This is a genomic window from Bradyrhizobium sp. CCBAU 45389, assembly GCF_028128625.1.
GTDB lineage: Bacteria > Pseudomonadota > Alphaproteobacteria > Rhizobiales > Xanthobacteraceae > Bradyrhizobium > Bradyrhizobium liaoningense_B.
Map to the genome: position 1 here is coordinate 39,366 of NZ_LBIY01000095.1, position 22,502 is coordinate 61,867.

Below are 22,502 nucleotides of genomic sequence, written 5' to 3' on the forward strand. Positions count from 1 at the left end.
CGACTCCAAAACGCTTGCATGCGCCGCTTTGCGCATATAGTTGTATGATACAACTATATGCGGAGAGTCAAGATGGCCGAGCTTTCGCTGATCGACGACATCCGCGCCGCCTCGCGGCTGATGGTGCGCGAGCTCGGCTTCATGGACGCGACGGTGGCGGCCTCGGACTATCCGCCTTCGGCCGTGCACACGATCCTGGAGATCGGCATCCGCGGTCCCATGACGTCGGGCGAGCTCGGCGATTTCCTGCGGCTGGAGAAATCCAGCGTCAGCCGCCTGGTGCGCAAGCTGATCGATTGCGGCGAGCTGCGTGAAACGCCGGACGCGCTTGATGCACGCAGCAAGCTGTTGTCGCTGACGGCGAAGGGACGGCGCACGCTGGAGGGCCTGCATGCGTTCGGCCGTCAGCAGGTGCGTGGCGCGCTGGCGGCATTGACGGCGGCGGAGCAGCGCACGGTGCGCGAGGGGATGATGCTTTATGCGCGGGCTCTGAGAGAGAGCCGGGTGGAGGAAGTGGTGGTGGCGTAAGTCTCATCGTCGTCCCGGCCTAGTGCGCAATTGCGCACTAGGCCGGGACGACCGCGGAATGTTTGGCGCAAGCGTGCGTGACCTAACGGTCACTTCCCGAACTCTTCCCGCATCTTCGCCTGGATCTTGGCCATGCCGCCGATCCAGCGGTCGTAGTTCTCGGTCTTCTTGCGCATATAACCGAGCACCTGCGGGTGCGGCAGGATCAGGAAGGTCTCCTGCTCGAGGCCGGCAAGCACGTCCTTTGCGACCTGCTCGGGCGTCAGGTCGCCGTCGCCGGATTGCGGGCCCTTGGGGATCGAGCGGAGCATGTTGGTGTCGACGCCCTGCGGGCAGAGGATCGAGACCTTGATGTTGTGGGCCTTGTGCGAGATCGCGAGGTTCTCGGCAAAACCCACCGCGGCGTGCTTCGTCGTCGAATAAGCGGGGCTGCCGACCTGCGACAACAGGCCCGCGGCCGAGATCGTGTTGAGGAAATAGCCGCCGCCACGCGCCTTCATGCGGGGGATGAGATGCCGCGCCGCATAGACATGCGCCATGACGTGGATCGCCCAGCTGCGCTGCCAGGGCTCGTCGGAGGCGCCGCCGGCATTGACCGACATCGGATCGAAGCCGCCGCCGATGCCGGCATTGGAACAGAACAATTCGATCGGACCGAACTGCCGCTCGGTTTCCTCGATGACGTGGGCGATATCCTTTTCCTGCGCGACATCGCATTTGAATGCCGCGCCATCGACCATGGCAGCGACCGCCCGCGCATTGGCGGCATCCATGTCCGCAACGACGACCTTGGCGGCGCCCGCTTTGTGAAAGGCCTCGCATAGCGCCCTTCCGATGCCGTTGGCGCCGCCCGTGACGACCACGACCTTGCCGGTCACCTGCATGCGACGTCTCCCCTTGTCTTGTATTGTATTGTCTTGTACCGCTTTATACCGCGCCGCTTATTCCGCGTCGCGGGTTCTGCTCAGCTCAACACGAGATCGAGCACCGCGGTATAATGGCATGCCGCGCCGGCCAAGACAAAGCCGTGCCAGATCGCATTCTGGAAGCGCAGCCGCCGCCAGGCGTGGAAGATCACGCCAAAGCTGTAGAGCAGGCCGCCCGCAAGGATGAAACCGAGCACCAGCGCAGGCAGCGCCTCGACCACGGGGCCATAGAGCATCACCCCGCTCCACCCCATCGCCAGATAGATGCCGACCGAGACGCGGTCGAACCGGCCGGGATAAAAAAGCTTCAGCACGATGCCGAGGAAGGCGACGCACCAGACGCCCGCGAGCAGCACCAGCGCGAACACGCTGTTCTTCAGCTCCAGGATGAACGGCGTATAGGTCGCCGCGATCAGGAGATAGATGGCCGAATGGTCGAAGCGCCGCAGCAGCCATTTCGCCGGCGACACCGGCCAGAGATTATAGGTCGCCGACAGCACCAGCATCGAGAGCAGGCCGGCGACATAGATCGAGACGCCGACGATGTCGGTCGCCGTCGCATAGACCGCCGTCAACACCACCAGCACCGTCGCGGCGATGAGGCCGGCGAGGACGCCGATCGCGTGGATGACACCGTCGGCGATCAGCTCGGCGCGATCGTAATCCCAGCCGATCACGTCGGCGGCGGCGTGGACGGAGGAGGATGCGAACTGTTTCAACTGGAAGACGGTCATGGCAATCCGACAAAGCTTGAGGCAATGCCTTCTTCTATGGGTCTTTCGGGACCGGCGCGTCGTTCAAACGGCTGATTTGCCGACAAAGGCGGTGGAAGTATGAAAGCTTGATTTTCTTCAGGCAGTTGCCACCTTTGTGATTAATCCGTTTTGCGTATCCCTCGCCCGAGCCCCCTCACGTTCATATGGCATTCAGTTTCCAGGATATGGTCGAGGAGGCGCGGCTGTCAGCCCGGGCGCTGATCGACTATGGCGAGCATTTCTTCAATCCGACCGTGCGGCTTGGTGTCACCGGTCTGTCGCGCGCCGGTAAGACCGTATTCATCACCGCGCTGATCCATGGGCTGACACGCGGCGGTCGTTTCCCGGTGTTCGAGGCCTATGCCTCGGGCCGGATCGCGCGAGCGCATCTGGCGCCGCAGCCTGATGATGCCGTGCCACGCTTTGCCTATGAGAACCATCTGCGCGCGCTGGTCGAGGAACGGCGCTGGCCGAACTCCACCGTCGACATCAGCGAGCTCAGGCTCGTCATCGACTACCAGCGCCCGAACGGCGCCGACCGCACATTGACGCTCGACATCGTCGACTATCCCGGCGAATGGCTGCTCGACCTGCCGCTGCTGCAGAAGAGCTACGAGCAATGGTCCGCGGAAAGCCTGGCGCTGTCGCGCGAGGCGCCGCGTGCGCATCTTGCCAGCGAATGGCACGCCCATCTCGCAACACTCAAGCCCGAGGCACGCGAGGACGAGCAGGCGACGCTCACGGCCGCAAAGCTCTTCACCAACTATTTGCGCGCCTGCCGCGACGAGCGTTTTGCCATGAGCCTGCTGCCGCCCGGCCGCTTCCTGATGCCGGGCAGTCTCGCGGACACGCCGGCACTGACCTTTGCGCCGCTCGACGTGCCCGCGGGCGGACAGGCGCCCGAGAGATCGCTGTGGGCAATGATGGTGCGCCGCTTCGAGGCCTACAAGGACGTCGTAGTGCGGCCGTTCTTCCGCGATCATTTTGCGCGGCTCGATCGCCAGATCGTGCTCGCCGATGCGCTCGCCGCATTCAACTCAGGCCCTGAGGCGCTGCACGATCTCGAAGCCGCACTCGCCGGCATTCTCGATTGCTTCAACATCGGCCGCAGCACGATTCTCTCCAGCCTGTTCCGGCCGCGCATCGACCGCATCCTGTTCGCGGCAACCAAAGCGGATCACCTGCATCATTCCAGCCACGACCGGCTCGAGGCCGTGCTGCGCCGCGCGGTCTCGCGTGCTGTCGCGCGTGCCGAAGATACCGGCGCGGCGATCGACGTCGTCGCGCTCGCTGCGGTGCGCGCCACGCGCGAGGCTCAGGTGGCGCATGGCCGCGACAAATTGCCGTCGATCCTGGGAACACCGGCCGCGGGCGAGAGCGCCAACGGCGAGCTCTTCGACGGCAACACGGAGGTTGCGACCTTTCCGGGCGATTTGCCGCTGGATCCCGAGCCGCTGTTCAACGGCGGGGACGCCTTTCGTGGCCTCTCCACAGAGGCAGCGGAGAAGAGCGATTTCCGCTTCCTGCGCTTCCGCCCGCCCAAGCTCGAACGCGAGGGAACGGACGAGCCCGCGCTGCCACATATCCGCCTCGACCGTGCCTTGCAGTTCCTGATCGGAGACAAGCTCGCATGAACGACCGATCGAAGCCACGGCGGCCGGCCACGTTCCGGCTCGACGATCCCGGCGTCGTCGTCACCGAAACCGACGAGACCAGCCGCCTCGCCCGCGCCACCATCCAGATCACGCCGGAGCACGATCCTCAGGCGCTGCCGGTGCCGGTTCAAGCCGCGCTGCCGGCGCGGCGCGGCTTTCCCTGGGGCACGGTGTTCTGGTCGGGGCTTGCGGGATTGACGCTGCTCGGCACCGGGCTCGGTGTCGTGCATCTGATCGAGGACCTGTTTGCGCGCAGCGAAACGCTCGGCTTCGTCGGGCTCGGGTTGGCGCTCGTCACCGCGCTTGCGCTGGCGGTGGTGATCGGGCGCGAGGCGTTTGGCCTCGCACGCCTCGCGACGATCGAGAAGCTGCATGCGCGCGCAGCCGCGGTGCTGGCCAACGACGACCGCAAGGAAAGCCGCGTCATCGTTCAGGACCTCCTGAAGATCGCACACCAGAATCCGCAGCTTGCGCGCGCACGCGCCACGCTCGAGAGCCACACCGGTGAGATCATCGACGGCGCGGACATGATCCGCCTCGCCGAGCGCGAGTTGATGTCCCCGCTGGATGTCGAGGCGCGGCGGCTGGTGTCGTCAGCGGCGCAAAAGGTCTCGATCGTCACCGCGGTCTCACCACGCGCCGCGATCGACGTGCTGTTCGTGTTCGTCGCCGCGCTGCGCCTGATCCGCCAGCTCGCTTTTCTCTATGGCGGCCGGCCCGGCGCGCTCGGCATGATCCGCCTGCTCCGCCACGTCATAGCCCATCTCGCCATCACCGGCGGCATGGCCGCGAGCGACAGCCTGGTGCAGCAGATGCTCGGCCACGGCATCGCGGCAAAACTGTCGCAGCGGCTGGGTGAAGGCGTGCTGAACGGGCTGCTGACGGCGCGGCTGGGATTGGCCGCGATCGACGTGACGAGGCCGCTGCCGTTCGCCGCGCTGCCGCCGCCGAAACTGTCGGACTTGGCGACGGATCTTTTGCGGAAGAAGGAGGACGAGGAGTAGCGCGCCGCTCTTCCTTACCCTCCCCTGGTGGGGGGGGCGGCTCATATTGAGCGTAGCGAAATATGAGACGGGGTGGGGTGACAGTCTCTCCGCCCCGTACACTGCCCGCGTGGAGAGATCACCCCACCCCGCTCGCGCTGCGCGCGATCGACCCTCCCCCTCCAGGGGAGGGTAAGAGAGGGCGCTCTATCCAAGCGAAACTTTTTCGAATTCCCCCGCCAGCACCCTCCACCAAAACAGCGGCGAGTCCTTTGGCGGTGACAGCTCCGGGGTCCAGCCGGTGAGCTTTTCGATCACATAGGTATCCGTCAGAACGCCGCGCCAGCGGCGTTCGACTTCGCCGAGCTGCTCGCGTTTCGCGGGGATATTCTCCCACAGCGATGCGCGGTTGTCCGGCTCGCGCCCGACATAGATCCCCGCATGCCCCCTGATCTTGTCGATGCCGGGATCGCGGAAATCCTGGAAGCGGCCGCGCTCGTTGATCTCGATGACGGGCACGCGGCCCCGGAACAGCCAGCGCATCATGGCGTAGGTGCGGTAGTCCGTGGTCGCGATCCAGGTCGCGCCGGTTTCATCGAGGGCAGCCTGCGCGCGCGCCGCGACCTGCTCGTAGCCGGCTTCGGCGCCGATCGGATCGATCTTGCCGAGCAGATTCCAGGGCGCAGCGACGTAATAGAGGAACACGATGACGACGAAGGCGATGCCCGAGACGATCGCCGTCTTCACCCAGAACAGGCTCGACCGGATCATCCGCGCCGACCATTTTTCACGCGACAGCATGACGAGGTTCACGGCCGCAGCCGCAAAGCCCACTGGCCACATGAACATCGGCCAGGTGTCGCCGACCCGCAGCGTCAGCGATTTCACCAGGAAATAGACAAACGGCACCAGCACCGCGGTCGACAGCAGGATCGCGACCGGCTCGCGCGTGCGATAGCCGCGCCACGCGGTTATCACGAGGCCCGTCAGCACCACCGGCAGCATGACGAAGCCGACGAGGCCGAATTGCAGGCCGATGTAGTCACCGACCGTGCGCAGCGAGATGCCGTAATTGGTGGTGGCGCGCACGCCCTGGAAGCGGATCGAGGCCCAGTCGTGCTGAACGTTCCAGATCAGCACCGGCGAGAACACCGCGAGCGCGACCAGCACTGCGAGATAGGGATAAGGGCTGCGCAACCAGCGCCAGCGCCAGTCCGGCACCAGCAGAAAGGCGGCAATCGCCGGCGCGAACATGATCACGGTGAATTTCGACAGCATCGCGAGCCCGGCGAACAGGCCGGCCGCGAGCCACCAGCGGCCGTCGCCGCTTTGCGCCAGCCGCACCAGGGACCACACCATCGCCACGGCGAACGGGATCATGGCGACGTCGGGCGCGACCTTGGCCATCAGGAGGCCATAGTAGAGCGCGGCTTCCATCATGAGCACGACGACCACCATCGCACGTGCGTCACGCGTGAGGCGGCGGACGATGTCGGCGAGCAGCAGCTGCGTCACCAGCATCGCGACGATACCGCCGAAGCGCACCCCGAGCGGAGTGTCGCCGAAGATCGCGGTTCCGAAGCGGATCAGCCAGGCGATGCCGGGGGGATGATCGAGGAAGCTGAGCGCCGCCTCCTTCGACCAGGTCCAGTAATAGGCCTCATCCGTGCGCAGCTCGATCGCGGAGGCATAGACGATGCGAAGCACGGTCATTACCGCGATGATCAGCGCGGCAACAAGGATGAGCCGACGTTCGGCGCCGTCTGGCTTCTTGGAGATGTCGGGAGCGATCGTCACGGCCGCGCTTTTCCCCGACTTGGGAGGGGGAGTCAATGTAGGGCCCCGTCGTCCCGGGCAAGCGAAGCGCGACCCGGGACCCATAACCACAGGGAGGAGTTTGGCGAGAACTCGGAGTTGCCAGCCCGTCGCACAACCGCTGCCTGTGTTATGGGTCCCGAATCGGCGCGCGCCTGAGGGCGCGCTTGTACGGAACGACAACGGAGGTGGTGGGCAGCGCAAGTGCGCGCCTTTGCCCACCCTACGGTTCTGTCACCTTGCCGCGCATGTGATCGGGCCAGCTGTCCGCGGGCGGAATTAAACGCTAGGCTGGCTGTTCTCCTCCATGAACTGATAGAACCGAATCATGGCCACCGCTCCCGTCCACATGCCCGAACTCGTCCGCGCCACCAGCGTGCGGCAGGTGCGGCTCGTCTGCGGAATCATCCTGTTCTCTTATGTGGTCAGCCATTTCCTCAACCATGCGCTCGGCAACATCTCGGTCGACGCCATGGAGACCGGGGTCCACTACCACATGCTGTTCTGGCAGTTCCTGCCTGTCGCGATCGTGTTCTACACGGCGGCGCTGACCCATATGGGGCTCGGCGTCTACGCGCTGTACCAGCGTCGGCAGTTCCGCTGGAAGACGATCGAGCCGCTGCAGCTCGTGCTGGGGCTGAGCATCCCCGCCCTCGTCATGGCGCATGTGATCGGCGTGCGGCTGGGCCAGACGCTGTACGGACACCAGAAGCTCTACCCGCAAGAGCTCTATCTGTTCTTCATCGGCTCGCCCGGCCGGCTCTGGCAGATGACGATCCTGCTCCTGATCGCCTGGGTGCACGGCTGTATCGGCATCCATTTCTGGCTTCGGCTGAAGCCGTTCTTCACGCGCGCGGCGCCCTATCTGCTCGCGGCCGCCGTGCTGATCCCGACCCTGTCGCTGCTCGGAATCTACCAGGGCGGCCGCAGCGTCGAGATCGACGCCGACGACGGGGAATGGCGTGCGCACAATCTCACGCGCCGCCAGCTCGGCTCGGTCGCCGAAGCCAATACGCTCGACCGCATCACCGGCGGCCTCACCGCCGGATATTTCGGTCTGCTGGGGCTGGCGCTGGCGGCGCGCGGCGTACGGGCCTGGCGCGAGCGGCGCGGCGGCATGATTGCGCTGTCCTACGGCAACGGCAAGACCGTGCGCGTGCCAAAGGGCCTCTCCGTGCTGGAGGCGAGCCTGCGCCACAACGTGCCGCATGCCAGCGTCTGCGGCGGCCGCGCACGCTGCTCGACCTGCCGCATCCGCATCATCGGCGACCATGGCGCCCTGCCCCAGCCGTCGCAGCGCGAGGCCTTCGTGCTGGCCCGCGTCGGCACCGCCGATCCGTCGATCCGGCTTGCGTGCCAGTTGCGTCCGGACTCCGATCTCTCCTTCTTCCAGCTCTTCACACCCCACACGCATGCGGCGGACGGGCACGCCTCGACGCCGGCCAGGATCGGCCAGGAGCGCTATCTCGTCAGCCTGTTCGTGGACATGCGCGGCTCGACGCAGCTTGCCGAGAAGCGGCTGCCGTTCGACACCGTCTTCATCGTCAACCGCTTCCTCGGCGCGGTCTCGCAGGCCGTGATCGCGAACGGCGGCCAGCCCAACCAGTTCGTCGGCGACGGCATGCTGGCGCTGTTCGGGCTCACAGCCGATCCGCAAGAGGCCTGTCGGCAGGCCCTGAAGGCAGCCGCCAGCCTCGCTGCGAACATCGACGAGTTGAACCAGCTCCTCAGCCACGATCTGCGCCAGCCGATCCGCTTCGGCATCGGCATTCACGGCGGCGAGGTCATCATCGGCGACATCGGCTATCGCGATCACATCGTGTTCACGGCCCTCGGCGACGCCGTGAATGTCGCCGCCCGCCTCCAGGACATGACCAAGACGCTCGCCTGCGAGGCGATCGTCTCCGAGGAAGTGCGCCGCACCGCCGGCCTTGCCGACGATGCCCTGCCGCAGCAGGAGGTCGCGATCCGAGGCCGCGACGAGCCGATGGCGGTGCGCGTGGTCGCAGATGCGAGGGAGCTGGCGGGGCTTGTCGCCAGCGGCGATCGGGTCGCGGCATGATGCTCACCTCTCCCCGTAATGACGGGGCGAGGGAGCACAGCTTCGCTACGGCCGCAGCTCGCCCAATCTCATTACAAGCGTAACACCGGCTTGCTGCAACGCAGCGGCATGGGCTTGCTGCGAAAGCACGAATTGACTTCGTCTCGATCGTTGCGACAGATGAGCGCACGATCGCGGTGATGACCGCTGATCCAACGAAAAAGCTCCGGGAGGAGACCAGATGTTCGATCGACGCGACCTGCTCAGAGGAGCCGGGCTTGCCGCGATTGCGGCCACACTGAATTCCACCAAAGCGCTGGCCCTCGACACCGTCACCCTGCCCTTCGCCAATGGCGAACGGCCGCTGGTGAAATATCCGCAGAAGCGGCCGATGATCGGCCTCACCAGCCGACCGCCGCAACTCGAGACGCCGTTCGCGGTGTTCAATGACGGCCCGCTCACGCCGAACAACGCGTTCTTCGTGCGCTATCACCTCTCCGACCTGCCCTACAATCTCGACCCCGACAAGTTCACGCTGGAGGTCAAGGGCAAGGTCGACAAGCCGCTGAAACTGTCGCTGAAGGACATCAAGAAGATGAAGGCGACGGAGATCGTCGCCGTCAACCAGTGCTCCGGCAACAGCCGCGGCTTCTTCGAGCCGCGTGTCGCCGGCGGCCAGCTCGCCAACGGCGCGATGGGCTGCGCTCGCTGGCGCGGCGTACCGCTGAAGACCGTACTGGAGATGGCGGGCGTGCAGAGCGGCGCCAAGCAGGTCACCTTCAATGGCATGGATGGCCCAGTCAGCGACAAGACGCCCGATTTCATCAAGGCGCTCGATCTCGATCACGCCACCGATGGCGAGGTGATGCTGGCCTATGGCATGAACGGCGAGGACCTGCCGTTCCTCAACGGCTTTCCGCTGCGCCTAGTCGTGCCCGGTTATTACGGCACCTACTGGGTGAAGCACCTCAACGAGATCACCGTCATCGACGGCGTCTATGACGGCTTCTGGATGAAGTCGGCCTATCGCATTCCCGATACGCCGAACAATGCGGTCGAGCCGGGCACCGCGCCGAAGGCGACGATCCCGATCAACCGCTTCACCATCCGCTCCTTCATCACCAGCGTGCCTGATGGTGCGAAGCTGAAGGCGGGAGCGGTGACCCTGCGCGGCATCGCCTTCGACGGCGGCAAGGGCATCAAGAACGTCGAGGTCTCCACCGACGGCGGCAAGACCTGGGCGAGCGCGAAGCTCGGCAAGGATCTCGGCAAATACGCGTTCCGCGAATGGAAGCTGCCGGTGAAGCTCGCGGCCGGCACCGTTGAGCTCAAGGTCCGCGCCACCGGCAATGGCGGCGAGACCCAGCCGGACACGCCGCGCTGGAACCCGGCGGGCTATTTACGCAACGTCGTCGAAACCGTCCGCGTCAGCGTGGCCTGAGGGGGAGAATGATCATGCAGCGCACCGTTCTCCTTACCGTCTCGCTGGCCCTCGCCGCCGCGATGGGCTCGGCGCTCGCAGCGCCGGTCAACTACAAGACCCCCGACGAGGTCGCCGCCTTCAAGCCCGGCCCCAATCTCGAGGTGGTGCAGGGCAATTGCACCGCCTGCCACTCGTCCGACTACATCAACACCCAGCCACCGATGAAGGACAAGAAGGCCTTCTGGCAGGCCGAGGTGACCAAGATGATCAAGGTCTACGGCGCCCCGATCGACGACGCCGACGTCGGCAAGATCGTCGACTATCTAGCCGCGACTTACTGACGGAGGACTCGCGGCGTGCGGGCCATTTGACCGCGAAACGGGCAAAACCGGCAAAAACGCCGCGAAGTTGAGCGGAATTCGGCAAAAGGCTGATGTGGTTTGAGCTACCAAGCCTGCCACATTCCGCGTATCCTGTTAGGACCGAACCGGCCGGTTGGCGGGGACTGGCGGTTCGAGATCTCGGAGGAAGACCCGCGGAGAAGTCGTGATGGCTAAAGGTACGGTCAAGTGGTTCAACCCGACGAAGGGTTATGGATTTATCCAGCCTGCGTCGGGGGGCAAGGATGTGTTCGTGCATATCTCGGCAGTCCAGAAAGCCGGTCTGTCCACCCTCAACGAGGGACAGACGGTGGAATACGAAGAGATCGCAAACCGGGGCAAGACCTCCGCAGAAAACCTCAAAGTATAAGCCCGCCAGCGTTTGCTGCCTCCCGGATCAATCCGGGAGCCGGGCCAAAAAAATTTTAGAAGACGGCCAGTGCATTCGACGACAGGCGTTGCGATTGCACACGGAGAGCTATTTTTCCTTGGCAGACCGCTTGTTCAACGCCACAGCAATGACAATCGCGACGGCACTTCGCTAACCCACCGGCAACGGTGCGTCGCGCTTGATCTCCTCCATCACCGCATAGGTCCGCGTCTCGCGCACGCCCGGCATCGACAGCAGGGTCTCGCCGAGGAAGCGTCGATACGCCGTCATGTCCGCTAGCCGCGCCTTCACAAGGTAGTCGAAGCCGCCGGCAACCATGTGACACTCCAGCACTTCAGGCGCGAGCTTCACCGCGCGCGCAAAGCGCTCGAAATTGTCCGGCGTGGTCTTGTCGAGCAGCACCTCGACGAACACGAGCAAACCGAGGCCGAGCCGGTGCGGATTGAGCCTGGCGCCATAGCCTTCGACAAAGCCTTCGCGCTGCAGCCGCTTCAGGCGCTCGCCGATCGAGGTCGGCGACAGGCCGATGCGCTCGGCGAGCTCGACATTGGCGATTCGTCCGTCTTCCTGCAAAATCGAGAGGATTTTCCGGTCGATTCGATCGAGTTCCATATTTTATCTGGCCTATCAGTCATATGACTTCATTTTCTAAGGCAAACTTGCTAATTTGTCTATCGAACTACGGTCATGCGGGCTTTATCCTGAATTTCAGCCACAGGACACGCCATGCCGAACATTCCGCCGCCCTTCGCCGCCCCCTATGCCCCTGACGATGCCGAGATTGCCGCGCGCCTCCTGCCGGCCTCGCATCTCGGTCCGCTGCAGGAGGCGCGGATCGACCGCACCGCGACGCGGCTGATCGAGGCGATCCGCAAGCGCGACGACCGCCTCGGCGGCGTCGAGGACATGCTGCGGGAGTTCGCGCTCTCGACCAAGGAGGGGCTCGCGCTGATGGTGCTGGCGGAGGCGCTGCTGCGCGTGCCGGACGCGCGTACCGCCGACCAGTTCATCGAGGACAAGCTCGGCGAGGGCGACTTCATCCACCACGAGACCAAGTCGACCGCATTCCTGGTCAACGCGTCGGCCTGGGCGCTCGGCCTGTCGGCGCGGGTGATCCAGCCCGGCGAGACGCCCGACGGCACCATCGGCCGTCTGGTGAAGCGGCTCGGCGCGCCGGCGGTGCGCACCGCGACGCGCCAGGCGATGCGGCTGATGGGCAATCATTTCGTGCTGGGCGAGACCATCGAGCAGGCGCTGGAGCGGGGCAAGCCGCGCTCGGGTCAGAAGCCGCGCTATTCCTTCGACATGCTCGGCGAAGGCGCGCGCACAGCGGCCGACGCCAGGCGCTATTTCGACGCCTATGCCAGCGCGATCGAGACGATCGGCAAGGCGGCCGGCGAGCGGCCCCTGCCCGACCGACCCGGCATCTCCGTCAAACTCTCGGCGCTGCATCCGCGCTTCGAGGCGATCAGCCGCGACCGCGTGATGCGCGAATTGGTGCCGCAATTGCTGGACCTCGCGCAGCGCGCCAAGGCCCACGACCTCAACTTCACCGTCGATGCCGAAGAGGCCGACCGGCTGGAGCTGTCGCTCGACGTGATCGCGGCGACGCTCGCCGATCCCTCGCTGGCCGGCTGGGACGGTTTCGGCCTCGCGATCCAGGCCTATCAGAAGCGCGCAAGCGCTGTGATCGACTATGTCGATGCGCTGGCCCGCGCGCATGACCGCAAGCTGATGGTGCGGCTGGTCAAGGGCGCCTATTGGGACACCGAGATCAAGCGCGCGCAGGAGCGCGGGCTCGACGGCTATCCCGTGTTCACCCGCAAGGCGATGACGGATCTGAACTACGTCGCCTGCGCGACGAAGCTTTTGGCCTTGCGTCCGCGCATCTTCCCGCAGTTCGCCACCCACAACGCGCTGACGGTCGCAACGGTGCTGGAGCTCGCCGCTGATAGTGGCGGCTTCGAATTCCAGCGCCTGCACGGCATGGGCGAAGCACTCTACGAGCAGCTCGCCAAGGACCACCCCGATATCGCCTACCGCACCTATGCACCGGTCGGCAGCCATCGCGATTTGCTCGCCTATCTGGTGCGGCGGCTTTTGGAGAACGGCGCGAACTCGTCCTTCGTGGCGCAGGCCGCCGATTACCGCGTGCCGGTGCCGGCGCTGTTGCAGCGGCCGGCGGATGCCATCGTCCGGCCGCAAGCGGCCGCGCATCCCAGGATTCCGTTGCCGGGTGATCTGTTCGCGCCCGAGCGGCGCAATTCGCGCGGCGTCGAGTTCGGCGCGCGTGCCGCGCTCGATCAGTTGCTGACGAGCGTCAAGGCCGAGGCGGCCGATTTCAAGCCGATCGCTGACGCCACGCCGGAGCAAGCCAATGCGGCGGTCGCCGCCGCACGCGCCGGCTTTGTCGCGTGGAGCCGGACGCCGGCGGGCGTGCGCGCGGCGTCGCTGGAGCAGGCCGCGCATCTGCTCGAGGGCCGCAGCGCGCATTTCATCGCACTGCTGCAAGCCGAAGGTGGCAAGACGCTCGACGACGCGCTGTCCGAGCTGCGCGAGGCCGCCGACTTCTGCCGCTATTATGCCGCGCAGGGCCGAAGGCAGTTCGGCGTCGAGGCCGCCATGCCGGGCCCGACCGGCGAGAGCAACGCGCTTGGCCTGCGCGGCCGCGGCGTCTTCGTCGCGATCTCGCCCTGGAATTTTCCGCTCGCGATTTTCCTGGGACAGGTCTCGGCCGCGCTGATGGCCGGCAACAGCGTCGTGGCAAAGCCCGCCGAGCAGACGCCGCGCATCGCGCGCGAGGCGGTCGCCCTGCTGCACGAAGCCGGCATCCCCAGGAGCGCTCTGCATCTCGTCACCGGCGACGGCCGCATCGGCGCCGCGCTGACCGCACACCAGGACATCGCCGGTGTCGTCTTCACCGGCTCGACCGAGGTCGCCCGCAGCATCAACCGGACGCTCGCGGGCAAGGACGGGCCGATCGTGCCGCTGATCGCGGAGACCGGCGGCATCAATGCCATGATCGCGGATGCGACCGCCCTGCCCGAGCAGGTCGCCGACGATGTCGTGACCTCCGCGTTCCGCTCCGCCGGCCAGCGCTGCTCGGCGCTACGGCTCCTGTTCGTGCAGGAGGACGTTGCCGACCGCATGATCGAGATGATCGCGGGCGCGGCGCGCGAATTGAAGATCGGCGATCCCGCGGATGTCGCAACCCATGTCGGGCCGGTGATCGACGGCGAGGCCAAGCAGCGGCTCGATGCGCATATCGCGCGGATGAAGCGAGAGGCGCGACTGCACTTTGCAGGCCCCGCGCCCGATGGCTGCTTCGTCGCTCCGCACATCTTCGAGCTCAGCGATGCCGGCCAGCTCACCGAGGAGGTGTTTGGTCCGATCCTGCATGTCGTGCGCTATCGTGCCGAGAACCTCGAACGCGTGCTGCAGGCAATCGAGCGCACCGGCTACGGCCTCACGCTCGGCGTCCATTCCCGCATCGACGACACCATCGAAGCCATCATCGAGCGCGTCCGGGTCGGCAACATCTATGTCAACCGCAACATGATCGGCGCCGTGGTCGGCGTACAGCCGTTCGGCGGCAACGGCCTGTCCGGAACCGGCCCCAAGGCCGGCGGCCCGCACTATCTCGCGCGCTTTGCGACCGAGCAGACCGTGACGATCAACACCGCGGCAGCCGGTGGCAATGCTGCCCTGCTGGCGGGTGAGGAGTGAGGGGCGCTGCTGGGTTCTGGTTCTCGATGCGCAACCAGTTCCGTCATCCTGAGGTGCCGGAGCGCAGCGGAGGCCTCGAAGGATGAACGGCCCGGATGTAGCCGGGCCGTCGCCCTTCGAGGGCCGCTGAAGAAGCGGCCACCTCAGGGTGACGGGGAGAAATTCAAGCCCGCGGCAACTACACTGCAACGAGCCCTGCGCCGGGCGCCGTTGCATCCCGGCAAAACATCGGTCTAATGCTCCATGACTTGGCCCGCGCCAATTCCAGCGCGCGGGAAACAACAAGAGCGAGGGAGCAACGCCGCGATGGACAAGGGCATTTTTGCGGGGCTGAAGGTTCTGGACTGCGCGAGCTTCATCGCAGCGCCCGCGGCCGCGACCGTGCTATCGGATTTCGGCGCCGACGTCATCAAGATCGAGCCGCCCGGCGCCGGGGATCCCTACCGCAACCTGCCCAACCTGCCGGGTTATCCGGCCGGCGAGCATAATTTCGCCTGGCTGCTGGAAGCCCGCAACAAGAAGAGCATCGCGCTCGACCTCGCAAAGCCCGAGGCGCAGGCCGTGCTCTACAAGCTGGTGGAAGAGGCAGATGTCTTCATCACCAACATGCCGCCGCCGGTGCGCACCAAGCTCGGCATCACCTATGACCATCTCGCCCATCTCAACGACCGGCTGATCTACGCCTCCTTCACCGGCTATGGCGAGAAGGGCGAGGAAGCCAACAAGCCCGGCTTCGACAGCAACGCCTATTGGGCACGCTCCGGCCTGATGGACCTTGTCCGCGCCGACATCGACACCACGCCGGCCCGCTCGGTCGCCGGCATGGGCGACCACCCCTGCGCCATGGCGCTGTATAGCGCGATCGTCACGGCGCTGTATCAGCGCGAGAAGACCGGCAAGGGCTCGCACGTCGCCTCCAATCTGATGGCGAACGGGGTGTGGGCGGCGAGCGTGCTGGCGCAGGCAAAGCTCTGCGGCGCCAAGTTCGGCGAGCGGCGGCCGCGCGAGCGCGCGCTGAACGCGGTCGCCAACCACTACCAGTGCAAGGACGGCCGCTGGCTGATCCTGTCGCTGCTGAACGAGGAGAAGCAGTTTCCGACGCTGGCCAAGTGCCTCGGGCGCGAAGACCTGATCAATGATCCCCGCTTCGCCACCAAGGCCGATCGCCACGCCCGCTCGGTCGAGTTGATCAGGATTTTGGACGAGACCTTCGCCACAAAGGATCTCGCCGAATGGCGCAAGATCCTCGACGGCAACGGCCTCGTGTTCGGCGTCGTCGCCATTCTGGACGACATCCCGAACGACAAGCAGATGCTCGACAACGAAGTGCTGGTGCCGTTCGAGAACGACACCATGCTCACCATCAACAGCCCGATCTGGGTCGACGGCGCAAAAAAGGTCCAGCCACGCAAGCCGCCCGCCGTGGGCGAGCACAGTGACGAGATTTTGCGCGGGGCGGGATACGACGAGGCCGCGATCAAGCAGCTGCGGGGGTCGGGCGCGGTGGGGTAAGGGGGCGCGCGCGTCTCACGCAGTGTCGTCCCGGCCTAGTGCGCAATTGCGCACTAGGCCGGGACGACGGTGAGGAGATAGCTCGCACGCGCGAACGCATTGCTGGATTGCTTGGCTGCGCTCGCAATGACGATGCGGGACGATGTAGCTTCCCCAACAACATCCTGCATTGCCGCGAGGTCCCATGCCCCTCTATCGCCTGCACTACTTCCCCGAATCCGGCAACAGCTACAAGCTGGCGCTGATGCTCACGCTTTGCGGCGAGACGTTCGAGCCGGTGTGGACCGATTTTGGCGGCGGCGTCACGCGCACTCCGGAGTGGCGCACGGCCGTCAACGAGATGGGCGAGATTCCCGTGCTCGAAGTGGACGGCGTGAAGATGACGCAGACCGCGCCGCTTCTGCTCAAGCTTGCCGAGCAGTACGGCCGCTTCGGCGCCGAGACCGAGGACGAGAAGTTCGAGCTGCTGCGCTGGCTGTTCTGGGACAACCACAAGCTCACCGGCTACATGGCGACCTACCGCTTCATGCGCGCCTTCACCGAGAAGAACGATCCGCAGGTGCTGAAGCATTTCCGCAGGCGGCTCGACGATTTCCTCGGCATTCTCGACGGACATCTCCAGCACAACGCCTTCGCGATCGGCGCGAAGCCGACGGTCGCCGATATCTCGATGATGGCCTATTTGCACTATCCCAGCGACGAGCACGGCTTTGATTTCGCGCAGAGCCATCCCGCGATCCACGCCTGGCTCGGCCGCATGGCCGCGCTGCCCGGCTGGAAGCCGGCCTATGAGCTGCTGCCCGGCAAGCGGATGACGAATTACGCGAAGTGAGAGCTTCGATCACCTCAGCGCCAGCCAGCCGAGCGTGAACAGGATCCCGCCGATGATGACGGCCATCGCGACGGCCCAGATGCTGACGCGGACGCTGCCGGTGACCTGCTTGGCTTCCTCATTGCGCGCGATCTCGCGATTGCGCTCCTTGTTGGCTTCGCTCGTATCCGTCATGGGTCATCCAAATCGCTGTTATGGCTAACGCGTCTTGATGAAGCACATGCCGATGCGGCGCGAGGCCGCGGCAGCCTGACAGGTCAAGCCTGTAGCACAGCTCCATGACGTAAAACTCTCATCCCGCGTTCCCGATCCCGCATTTTGCAGGGAACAATGCGCGCCCCAGCCGTCCTGATATTCGGTGCCGGCGAGCTCCGCGCTGCCGCGGGTCTGCGGCCGGCTGGCAAATCCGCGCGAGAAATCAGGGCGTTTGCCCGCGGCGAACGCGGTCAGGATGTCGCGGCGGCGCAGCTGGTCGCCGACAAAATGCGGCGAGGCCGGAACGATGGTGGAATTGGACGGCTTGTCGGCGAGCCAGTCGACGCCCGGGAAATGGAAGCCGCCGATGCCGCGGGTCTGATGGCAGCCGGCGCAGGTGACGTCGTTGAGCCGGCGCTGGAAACCCGCGACGGAACGGACATTCTGCAGGTCCCCGCGCGCGGCAGCCTGCTTCAATGCACCGACCACGTCGCTGTCGGTGAAGACGGGTTTGTCCTTGCCCTCCCCTTTTCCTTCCCCTTGCATCATGCCGAACTCCGGCTGCAACGCCGAAGCATCGAGACCCGCCGGCGTCGGCACCACCGCGGCCCTGGCCAAAAATCTCTCGGGGATCAGCACCGTGCCGCGGTCGAACTCGCGAAGATTTTCCGGCGCGAGCAGCCAGTCCTTCAAGTCGCGCCGAAGGTCATTGTCGGCAAGGATCCTGTTACGGTCGATCTGGTTCTCCAGCGTCGATTCCTCGAACGTCCTGGCGGCGGCGTTGTACTTGAAGACCTTCAGCAGGTAGTCGGAGCGGAAATCGTGCAGCGCCGATTTCGGTGCGATCGAGATCTGGATGTTGGTCTCGATGCGGTCGAGCATGGCATCGTGAGGATAGAAGCCGCCGCCGATCAGCCCCTGCCAGTCGCCATTGTCGAGCCAGCGCCGCGCGACCTCGGCGCAGCTAACCGGCTTGCCGCTCGCATCCGTCTGGCGCGCATCGCGCGCCTTCATCACCAGGTTGAACGTCATCAGCAGACGCGTCGCCGTCTTGGTCCCGTCCGGCCCGGCGTCGAAACGCGTCAGCCGATAGATCAAGCGGATCTCGCCGCAGGACTCCTCCGACACATAGGCGCGATCCATGCGGTTGACGATGCCGGCCAGGACGAAGCGCGTGTTGGAGGATTTCAGCACGGCCCGATCGAACAGCTGCACGTCAAAACCTTCGCCGACGCCGATGGTCTCGGTCGGATAGGCCGCCTTCTGCTGCGCGACATAGCGCTCGAACTCCGCATCGATCGCGGGCGGGATGTCCTTGAGCTGCGGCAGCCAGGAGAACAGCAGATCGGTCGTCAGCGGAAAGTTCGCGTTGCGCTCCGGCCATAGCAGGCGCGAAATCGTCAACACATCGTGTTCGTCGAGCTTGCGCAGGAGACCGGGATCGGTGATCGCGGTGCCGCGCGCCAGCTGTGCGTTCTCAGCCGCCGAGAGCGACATGACGCCGCCGAACAACACGACGACAGCAATTAGAATTCGCAACGCGCGGCTCATGCCTGAGGTAACACCGCGCGGGCAGGCCTATTCAAGCAAAAAGGCGCTTCACAGGGAGGTGAAGCGCCTCTTCGAAAGTCGAATATCGAACGCTCAGCGCGCGACGATCAGGCCCTTGCTGGTGACGACAACCCAGCGGCCGTCCTGGCGGCGGATCGCATCGACGCGGCCGACGCCGGGGATCGGGTCGCCGGCATAGACCTCATAGAGGCCGTCGCGGCCCTCGATCAGCGCGCCGCCATTGGCGACGTCGCGCAGCCTCCAGCCTTCGAGCGTCGGCAGGCGGCCGACCTCGGTCTTGGGTGCGGCGGGTACGGGTGCCGGTGCGGCAGAAGCGGTCGCAACCTGGGCCGGCGCGATCGAGCCGGTGGTCTCCTTGGGCGCCGCGGCGGCGGCCTGAGCGGGAGCGGCAGGCGGCGTGGCGCGGAGCTTGTCGACGGTCTCGGACAGCTTTGCCAGCTTCGCCATCGGCTCGGCCTGCGCCTTCTCGAGCTTGTCGAGACGATCATTGGCCCGATTGAACTGGCTGAGCCCGGTCTTGGAGCTGTGCTCGACATTCGCCTTGAGCGCGACGAGGTCGGCGTCGATCCGCGCGACGGAGGCATCCAGCGCGCTGGTGTCGGCGACCTGCACCGGCGCGGCCGCCGGGGCGGCGAAATGCATCATCCCTGCGGTCGCGAGCGCGCCGCTGATTGCGCCGACGCCGGCCGCGATTGCCACCACCGCGGCCATGGCGGACAGGCGACGCTTGCTGCCGGTCTCGCGCGGCTCGTCCGCCTTCACATGCGGGGCGAACTCCTCGCGCTCCCAGGCGCGGTCGGCGGGCGGCATGACGATGAGCTTGCCGGGCTTCGGCGCGGGCTTGATTTCGGGCTTGGCTTCAGCCTTGACCTCGGACTTGACGTCGCTCTTGGCTTCGAATTTCGGCACCTCGATCCGCGGCGGCTCGACCTTCGGAGCATCCGCCTTCACCGGATCGGGCTTGGGCGGCGCTTCATGGTCGGGGGCGATCGAGGGGGCGTCGATACCGGCGGCAACCTCGACGACCTGCGGCGCTGCGGCGTCGACAGCACCGGAATCCTGGGCGGCCTGCTCAGCCATTGGTTCGCTCACGGCTCAAATACTCCAGTCTGGATTGACTTTTTGGTAACTTTCATTGCTTGCGAAATCCTTACCTTCGGACCCGCTTACCGAAATTTTAGGAACTCATCCGGGGCCGAATTTGGCCGGGAACATGGAACCGGTGTGGCGGGCGTCAAACAATTTGTAACCGGGGCAAGATGAACGGCCGCGCAACGGTCAACGCATGGTGCAAATCCCACCCCGTCATCCTGAGGCGCGAGCCATGGGGCGCAACGCGCCGCATGGAGAGCCTCGAAGGATGAACGGCCGGGCTGCAGCCGGGCCGTCGCCCTTCGAGGCTCACTGCGTTCGCGCCTCAGGGTGACGGTGAGAGAGTTGGCCGCGCGGCGTCTACTTCGGTCACATCACCAGCGGCGCATCTGGCAGCTCGTTCGCATGCGGTCCGCCCGGCGGAAAATGCTTTGCCAGCTCCTGCGATACCGCCGCAATTCCGCTGATCACGCCGCGCTCGAACTGGCCCGACCTGAACTCGGACTCCATCGCGCGGCAGATGGTCTCCCAGCCCGCCGCGCCGACCTTCGCGTCGATGCCGCGGTCGGCGATGATCTCGACGTCGCGGTCGGCGAGCAGGAGATAGATCAGGACACCGTTGTTGTGCGCGGTGTCCCAGATGCGCAAATGCGAGAACAGGTCGAGCGCGCGCTCGCGGGCTGGCTGGTTGCGGAACAGGGGACGGCCGTCGAGCGCGCCCTCGACCACGAAGCGGACCTGGCCGGAATGGGTGGTCTCACCCTGCCGGATCGCCTGCTCGATGCGGTCGAGCGCGGCTTGCGGGAAGATCTGCTTTGCCCGCCAATGGTGGTGCACGAGATGTCTGGCAATGCGCTTGATGCTCATGACCGCTACCAGCTCCCCGAGGCGCCGCCGCCGCCGAAACTGCCACCGCCACCGCTGAAGCCGCCGCTGTCGCTTGACGATGATCCGCTGCTCCAGCCGCCGGACGAGGAGCCGCTCGACCAGGAACCGCCGCGGGAGCGGCCTGTGCCCGGCGTCATCGCCGAAAACAGATCGGCGACAAATCCGATGATGAAGCCGAGAGCACCCAGCGCGAGGGCGAGTGCGAAAGACCCGAGAATGATCCAGGTCAGTGCCGCGATGATGCCTCCGGTCACGACCGATCCGAGCAATCGTCCCAGCATGGCACGGAAGGCCCCGCCCACGCCGATGGAGGCGAACAGCGTCACGATGAAGAGCGGCGCGAGATCGTCCAGGCTGCCGAAATTCACGGTGGGAGAAGGAACCGGCAATGGCTCGCCATCGATCACCCGCATCATGCGCTCGACGCCATCGCCGATGCCGCCGGCAAAATCGCCGCTCCTGAACTTGGGCGTGATGATCTCGTCGATGATGCGCCGCGAGGTGACGTCGGTCAGCGCGCCCTCGAGGCCGTAGCCGACCTCGATGCGCAGATGCCGGTCGTTCTTGGCGACGATGAGGATCGCGCCGTCGTCGATCTTCTTGCGACCGATCTTCCAGGCGTCCGCAACGCGGATCGAGTACTGCTCGATGGTCTCGGGCTGCGTGGTCGGCACGATCAGCACGGCGACCTGGCTGCCCTTGCGCGTCTCGAAGTCGCGCAGCTTTTGCGTGAGCGTGGCGATGTCGCCGCTGGAGAGCGTGCCGGTCTGGTCGACGACGCGGCCGGTGAGCTGGGGGACGGCGACGTCGGCGAAGGCGGGGAACAACCAGCCAAGCAGCAGCGCGAGTACGACAAGCGCTCGCCGCAACATCTCTGTCATCGCCCGGCTCGACCGGGCGATCCAGTATTCCAGAGACGCCGGCGGACTACGGAGAAGCCGCGGCGTACTGGATTCCCCGCTTTCGCGGGGAATGACAGCGGTGGGCGTGGCGCGCATGGGAAGCTAACGCGCGCTTACTTCGACGGCGCCGGGTTGAAATCCACCTTCGGCGCGGTCGATATCTCCTTCTCGTTCTCGACCGAGAAGTTCGGCTTCTCCTTGTAGCCGAACGTCATCGCGGTGAGGTTGGTCGGGAACGAGCGGATGGTGACGTTATAGTCCTGCACCGCCTTGATGTAGCGGTTGCGTGCCACCGTGATGCGGTTCTCGGTACCTTCGAGCTGCGACATCAGGTCCTTGAACAGCGCATCCGACTTCAGCTGCGGGTAGTTCTCGGTGACGACCAGGAGGCGCGAGAGCGCGCTGGAGAGCTCGCCCTGCGCCGCCTGGAATTTCTGGAACGCGGCGGGATCGTTCAGCACCTCCGGCGTCGCCTGGATGCTGCCGACCTTGGCGCGGGCATTGGTGACGCCGAGCAGCACGTCCTTCTCCTGCTGGGCAAAGCCCTTCACCGAATTGACGAGGTTGGGCACGAGATCGGCGCGGCGCTGATACTGGTTCACGACCTCGGACCAGTTGGCCTTGATCTGCTCGTCCCCGCTCTGGATCGCGTTGTAGCCGCAATTGGTCAGACTCAGCGAAGCCAGCGCCGCCAGCACGGTCAGGATCTTGCGCATCAAATTTCTCCCGGTGGAATCCGGCGCAAACTACCAGATTGAGCGCGCGAAACGCCAGACCTCTTGGAGACTCGAAAGGTAGCCGACTGACGCAAGCCCCTTGCCTATCACCCGCCGACATTGTCAACTCGGACAAAATAACAACGTCAACGCCAAGGGAACGCCAAGGG

20 protein-coding genes are annotated in these 22,502 nt (G+C 65.5%); 10 read left to right on the forward strand and 10 right to left on the reverse strand.

The genetic code is table 11. From position 1 onward, the window contains the following. The first annotated feature begins 72 nt into the window (after positions 1-72). The gene (locus XH79_RS27165; RefSeq protein ID WP_271583586.1) at positions 73-528 is read left to right on the forward strand and encodes a MarR family winged helix-turn-helix transcriptional regulator; all 456 of its coding nucleotides are present in this window, start codon (positions 73-75) and stop codon (positions 526-528) included. 89 nt (positions 529-617) lie between these two features. Here XH79_RS27165 and XH79_RS27170 read toward each other — a convergent pair whose 3' ends face one another. Then, positions 618-1,412: an SDR family oxidoreductase gene (locus XH79_RS27170; protein ID WP_212341578.1), complete on the reverse strand. Its 795-nt coding sequence runs from the start codon at positions 1,410-1,412 to the stop codon at positions 618-620. Between the two features lie 80 nt (positions 1,413-1,492). After that, positions 1,493-2,188 (reverse strand): PAQR family membrane homeostasis protein TrhA, encoded by a 696-nt coding sequence (gene trhA / locus XH79_RS27175; RefSeq protein ID WP_212341579.1) that lies wholly within the window; start codon positions 2,186-2,188, stop codon positions 1,493-1,495. A 185-nt stretch (positions 2,189-2,373) separates the two neighbouring features. Between trhA and XH79_RS27180 the strand changes: the two genes are divergently transcribed. Both XH79_RS27180 and XH79_RS27185 read left to right on the forward strand, forming a co-directional pair. Continuing rightward, a complete protein-coding gene (locus tag XH79_RS27180) occupies positions 2,374-3,843 on the forward strand; it encodes a YcjX family protein (protein WP_271583587.1) in 1,470 nt (489 codons plus the stop codon). Beyond that, positions 3,840-4,868: a YcjF family protein gene (locus XH79_RS27185; protein WP_271583588.1), complete on the forward strand. Its 1,029-nt coding sequence runs from the start codon at positions 3,840-3,842 to the stop codon at positions 4,866-4,868. Before XH79_RS27180 ends, XH79_RS27185 begins: the two co-directional genes overlap by 4 nt. Positions 4,869-5,054: 186 nt before the next feature. On the opposite strand, the gene XH79_RS27190 is transcribed toward XH79_RS27185, so the two are convergent. Further along, complete coding sequence (locus tag XH79_RS27190) at positions 5,055-6,560, reverse strand: glycosyltransferase family 39 protein (protein WP_271583927.1); 1,506 nt, start codon at positions 6,558-6,560, stop codon at positions 5,055-5,057. Between the two features lie 430 nt (positions 6,561-6,990). Here XH79_RS27190 and XH79_RS27195 point away from each other — a divergent pair, with 430 nt between their 5' ends. The 4 genes from XH79_RS27195 to XH79_RS27210 all read left to right on the forward strand — a co-directional run bounded on the left by XH79_RS27195 (position 6,991) and on the right by XH79_RS27210 (position 10,876). After that, entirely contained in the window at positions 6,991-8,724 is a 1,734-nt protein-coding gene (locus XH79_RS27195) for an adenylate/guanylate cyclase domain-containing protein (protein WP_271583589.1), read from the forward strand. A gap of 220 nt (positions 8,725-8,944) precedes the next feature. After that, complete coding sequence (gene sorA, locus XH79_RS27200; RefSeq protein ID WP_271583590.1) at positions 8,945-10,144, forward strand: SorA family sulfite dehydrogenase catalytic subunit; 1,200 nt, start codon at positions 8,945-8,947, stop codon at positions 10,142-10,144. Between the two features lie 14 nt (positions 10,145-10,158). After that, positions 10,159-10,467, forward strand: a complete 309-nt coding sequence (gene sorB / locus XH79_RS27205; RefSeq protein WP_271583591.1) for a SorB family sulfite dehydrogenase c-type cytochrome subunit — start codon at positions 10,159-10,161, stop codon at positions 10,465-10,467. 208 nt (positions 10,468-10,675) lie between these two features. Next, positions 10,676-10,876: a cold-shock protein gene (locus XH79_RS27210; RefSeq protein WP_008563500.1), complete on the forward strand. Its 201-nt coding sequence runs from the start codon at positions 10,676-10,678 to the stop codon at positions 10,874-10,876. 171 nt (positions 10,877-11,047) lie between these two features. Here XH79_RS27210 and XH79_RS27215 read toward each other — a convergent pair whose 3' ends face one another. Beyond that, a complete protein-coding gene (locus tag XH79_RS27215; protein ID WP_018643717.1) occupies positions 11,048-11,509 on the reverse strand; it encodes an Lrp/AsnC ligand binding domain-containing protein in 462 nt (153 codons plus the stop codon). A 114-nt stretch (positions 11,510-11,623) separates the two neighbouring features. Between XH79_RS27215 and putA the strand changes: the two genes are divergently transcribed. The 3 genes from putA (at position 11,624) to XH79_RS27230 (ending at position 16,967) form a co-directional block, all read left to right on the forward strand. After that, positions 11,624-14,623, forward strand: a complete 3,000-nt coding sequence (putA, locus tag XH79_RS27220) for a bifunctional proline dehydrogenase/L-glutamate gamma-semialdehyde dehydrogenase PutA (protein ID WP_271583592.1) — start codon at positions 11,624-11,626, stop codon at positions 14,621-14,623. Between the two features lie 306 nt (positions 14,624-14,929). Further along, positions 14,930-16,135 carry a CaiB/BaiF CoA transferase family protein gene (locus XH79_RS27225; protein WP_271583593.1) on the forward strand — a complete coding sequence of 402 codons (1,206 nt, stop codon included), beginning with the start codon at positions 14,930-14,932 and terminating at the stop codon, positions 16,133-16,135. A 184-nt stretch (positions 16,136-16,319) separates the two neighbouring features. After that, positions 16,320-16,967: a glutathione S-transferase family protein gene (locus tag XH79_RS27230; RefSeq protein ID WP_271583594.1), complete on the forward strand. Its 648-nt coding sequence runs from the start codon at positions 16,320-16,322 to the stop codon at positions 16,965-16,967. Between the two features lie 9 nt (positions 16,968-16,976). On the opposite strand, the gene XH79_RS27235 is transcribed toward XH79_RS27230, so the two are convergent. From XH79_RS27235 to XH79_RS27260, 6 genes are all read right to left on the reverse strand, one after another. Further along, the gene (locus XH79_RS27235; RefSeq protein ID WP_212341591.1) at positions 16,977-17,141 is read right to left on the reverse strand and encodes a hypothetical protein; all 165 of its coding nucleotides are present in this window, start codon (positions 17,139-17,141) and stop codon (positions 16,977-16,979) included. A gap of 24 nt (positions 17,142-17,165) precedes the next feature. After that, on the reverse strand, positions 17,166-18,713 hold the full coding sequence (locus XH79_RS27240) for a hypothetical protein (RefSeq protein WP_271583595.1): 1,548 nt from the start codon (positions 18,711-18,713) through the stop codon (positions 17,166-17,168). A gap of 93 nt (positions 18,714-18,806) precedes the next feature. Beyond that, positions 18,807-19,814, reverse strand: coding sequence for a hypothetical protein (locus XH79_RS27245; protein ID WP_271583596.1), 1,008 nt, complete (start codon positions 19,812-19,814; stop codon positions 18,807-18,809). 381 nt (positions 19,815-20,195) lie between these two features. Further along, on the reverse strand, positions 20,196-20,693 hold the full coding sequence (locus XH79_RS27250) for a TPM domain-containing protein (RefSeq protein WP_212341595.1): 498 nt from the start codon (positions 20,691-20,693) through the stop codon (positions 20,196-20,198). Positions 20,694-20,698: 5 nt separating this feature from the next. After that, positions 20,699-21,595: a TPM domain-containing protein gene (locus XH79_RS27255; protein ID WP_271583597.1), complete on the reverse strand. Its 897-nt coding sequence runs from the start codon at positions 21,593-21,595 to the stop codon at positions 20,699-20,701. Positions 21,596-21,729: 134 nt separating this feature from the next. After that, positions 21,730-22,332: a LemA family protein gene (locus XH79_RS27260; RefSeq protein WP_271583598.1), complete on the reverse strand. Its 603-nt coding sequence runs from the start codon at positions 22,330-22,332 to the stop codon at positions 21,730-21,732. Between the last annotated feature and the right edge of the window lie 170 nt (positions 22,333-22,502).